The following is a 3,370-nucleotide window of genomic DNA, read 5'->3' on the forward strand; positions in this document are numbered from 1 at the left end:
GTGCCCCACCGCTGGCGCAAGCTGAGCGCGCCGGGAGGACCCCATGCGCCCGCACGCTACCTGACCTTCACCGCCTACCTGCAGGCCGCGCCCGAGGCGCTGCCCACCGCCGTGACCCTGACCGCACCCGGCACCGACTGCTCGGTGGCCCTGCAAATACCGGCGCCGCAGTGAGCGCCCCGAACCCGCCGAGAAAAACCAACACCATGAAGAACGCCAAAATCATCCTGCCGGGAGGCGCCGGCCTCGTGGGCCAGAACCTCGTGGCCCACCTGAAGCTGCACGGCTACCACAACCTCGTCGTGCTGGACAAGCACGCGAGCAACCTCGCCATCCTGCGCCAGGTGCACCCCGACATCGTGGCCGAGGACGCCGACCTGGCCGAGCCCGGCGCGTGGGAGCGCCACTTCGAGGGCGCGGACGTGGTGGTCATGCTGCAGGCGCAGATCGGCGCGCCGCAGGCCGACCCGTTCGTGCGCAACAACCTCACCTCCACCGGCCGCATCCTCGATCTGATCCAGCGCCACCGCATCCCGCAGACCGTGCACATCAGCTCCTCGGTGGTCGAGTCGGTCGCCCAGGACCACTACACCGAGACCAAGCGCGCGCAGGAAAAGATGGTGCTGGACAGCGGCATTCCCTGCGTGGTGCTGCGGCCCACGCTGATGTTCGGCTGGTTCGACCGCAAGCACCTGGGCTGGCTGTCGCGCTTCATGCGCAAGGTGCCGGTGTTCCCCATTCCGGGCAGCGGCCGCTACATGCGCCAGCCGCTGTACGCGGCGGACTTCTGCCGCATCATCGTGCGCTGCATCGAGGAGCGCCGCGTGGGCGGCGTGTTCAACATCACGGGGCTGGAGAAGGTGGACTACATCGACATCATTCGCCAGATCAAGGCCGCCACGGGCGCGGGCGCCTGGATCGTGAAGATCCCCTACGGCCTTTTCTACCTGCTGCTCAAGGTGTGGGCGCTGTTCGACAAGGACCCGCCGTTCACCGCCGACCAGCTCAAGGCGCTGGTGGCCCACGACGAGTTCGAGGTGATCGACTGGCCCGGCATCTTCGGCGTGCGCGCCACGCCCTTCGCAGAGGCCATCCACGAAACCTTCAACCACCCGGAATACAGCCGCGTGGTGCTGGAGTTCTGATGAGCGCGCAGACCCCCTCTCCTTCCGCATCCACGGCCGCCGCGCCGGGCCAACGCATCGCCGTGCTGGGCGCCGGCCCCATGGGCCTGGCCGTGGCCTACCAGCTCGCGCGCGACGGCCACCGGCCCGTGATCTTCGAGGCCGACGACCGCGTGGGCGGCATGACCGCGATGTTCGACTTCGACGGCCTGCCCATCGAGCGCTACTACCACTTCCACTGCACCTCGGACCACGCCTTCCTGCAGATGCTCGACGAACTGGGGCTTTCGGACCGGATGCGCTGGCGCGCCACGCGCATGGGCTACTGGTTCCAAAAGCGCCTGCAGCCCTGGGGCAACCCGGTGGCGCTGCTGCGCTTTCAGGGTCTGGGCCTGGTCGCCAAGTTCCGCTACGGCCTGCACGCCTTCCTGTCCACGAAGCGCACCGACTGGAAGCCGCTCGACGGCGAAGAGGCCACGGGCTGGATCCGCCGCTGGGTGGGCAAGGAGGCCTACGAGGTGCTGTGGCGGCGCCTGTTCGACTACAAGTTCTACGACCATGCCGGCAACCTGTCGGCCGCGTGGATCTGGAGCCGCATCCGCCGCATCGGCCGCTCGCGCTACAGCCTGATGCGCGAAAAGCTCGGCCACCTCGATGGCGGTTCGGCCACGCTGCTGGACGGCATGGTGGCCGACATCCAGCGCCACGGCGGCGAGATCCGCCTGTCCACGCCCGTCACCCGCGTGCGCATGGACGCCACGCGCGTGCAGGGCGTGGAGACCGCCCAGGGCTTCGAGGCCTTCGACAAGGTGGTGAGCACCATTCCCCTGCCCTACGTGCCGCGCACCATGCCCGACCTCCCGCCCGCGCTGCTGGCGCAGTACGGCGCGCTGCAGAACATCGCCGTGGTCTGCGTGATCGCCAAGCTGCGCCAGCCGCTGACCGAGAACTTCTGGCTCAACGTGAACGATCCGGACATGGACATTCCCGGCCTGGTCGAATACAGCAACCTGCGCCCGCTGGCGGAGTCGGTGGTGTACGTGCCGTTCTACATGCCTGGCGAGCACCCCAAGTTCGCCGAGCCCGACGCGGCCTTCCTCGACAAGGTGCGCCGCTACCTGAAGGCCATCAACCCGAAGCTGCAGGACAGCGACTTCCTGGCCCTGCGCGCCAGCCGCTATCGCTACGCCCAGCCCATCTGCCCGCCCAACTACCTGGACAGCCTGCCGCCCGTGCAGCTGCCCGTGCGCGGCCTGTGGGTGGCCGACACGTCCTACTACTACCCCGAGGACCGCGGCATCTCCGAGAGCATTGGCTTCGGGCGCCAGATGGCCGCGCAGGCGGCCGCGGCACCGGTCTAGGCCCCGCATGCTCGCGCAGTTCCGCTCCCGGCAGTTCGTGGCCTTCCTGGTGACCGGCGGCCTGGCCGCGCTCGCCAACTTCATCGCGCGCATCGTGCTCAACCAGTGGATGCCGTTTTCCTACGCCGTGGTGCTGGCCTACGGCGTGGGCATGGTCACGGCCTTCCTGCTGGCGCGCGCTTTCGTGTTCCAGGGCAGCCAGCAGTCGGTGCGCAAGTCCGCCGCGTTCTTCGTGCTGGTGAACCTCGTGGCCGTGGCGCAGACCTGGGCCGTGAGCCTGCTGCTGGCGCGCCAGGTGCTGCCCGCCCTGGGCGTGACCGCCTTCGTGCCCGAGATCGCCCATGCCGTGGGCGTGGCCGTGCCGGTGTTCACGAGCTACCTGGGCCACAAGCGCTGGTCCTTCGCCGACCGCGCATGAAGCCCGCCCACGCCGTCGCTGCGGCCGGGGCCTGCACGGCGGCCTACGTGGCCGCCCTGGTGTGGGCCGACGCGCGCAACCAGGTCTTCGCGCAACTGCCGCAGGTGCTCGCCTGGATGCCCTCGATGGCGGCGATCGCCTTCGCCTCCTACCTGCTGCGCTACCTGCGCTGGCGCTGGCTGCTGGCCCGCGCGGGGCACGCCGTGCCCTGGGGTGCGGGCTTTCTGGCCTACCTCTCGGGCTTCGCCTTCACCGCCACCCCCGGCAAGGTGGGCGAGCTGGTGCGCGTGCGCTACTTCGCGCGCGCCGGCGTGCCGGCGGCGCGCACCGTCTCGGCCTTCGTCTACGAGCGCGCGTTCGACCTGCTGTGCGTGGTGCTGCTGGCGGCGCTGGCCATCCCCGCGCTGCCGCTGTTCGCGGTGCTGGTGGCGTTCGTGGCGGGCATGATCGGCGCCGTCGTGCTGGTG

The 3,370-nt window shown here is 69.7% G+C and carries 4 protein-coding genes; all 4 read left to right on the forward strand.

The window, feature by feature from the left end:
* The first annotated feature begins 206 nt into the window (after nt 1-206).
* Nucleotides 207-1,145, forward strand: a complete 939-nt coding sequence (locus tag AC27KI_RS21155; protein ID WP_272566268.1) for an NAD-dependent epimerase/dehydratase family protein — start codon at nt 207-209, stop codon at nt 1,143-1,145.
* Nucleotides 1,145-2,485, forward strand: a complete 1,341-nt coding sequence (locus AC27KI_RS21160; RefSeq protein WP_272566269.1) for an NAD(P)/FAD-dependent oxidoreductase — start codon at nt 1,145-1,147, stop codon at nt 2,483-2,485. Before AC27KI_RS21155 ends, AC27KI_RS21160 begins: the two co-directional genes overlap by 1 nt.
* A gap of 7 nt (nt 2,486-2,492) precedes the next feature.
* Complete coding sequence (locus tag AC27KI_RS21165) at nt 2,493-2,903, forward strand: GtrA family protein (protein WP_272566270.1); 411 nt, start codon at nt 2,493-2,495, stop codon at nt 2,901-2,903.
* Nucleotides 2,900-3,370 (forward strand): lysylphosphatidylglycerol synthase domain-containing protein (locus tag AC27KI_RS21170; protein WP_487115679.1); only part of this gene is annotated, 471 nt, incomplete at its 3' end. The genes AC27KI_RS21165 and AC27KI_RS21170, both read left to right, overlap by 4 nt.

This window comes from Acidovorax sp. KPB24-03 (assembly GCF_057546605.1).

Bases quoted from the DNA above. Each gene is read 5' to 3' on its own strand.
- AC27KI_RS21160 (WP_272566269.1), top strand. From the start codon at position 1,145: ATGAGCGCGCAGACCCCCTCTCCTTCCGCATCCACGGCCGCCGCGCCG.
- AC27KI_RS21155 (WP_272566268.1), top strand. From the start codon at position 207: ATGAAGAACGCCAAAATCATCCTGCCGGGAGGCGCCGGCCTCGTGGGC.
- AC27KI_RS21165 (WP_272566270.1), top strand. From the start codon at position 2,493: ATGCTCGCGCAGTTCCGCTCCCGGCAGTTCGTGGCCTTCCTGGTGACC.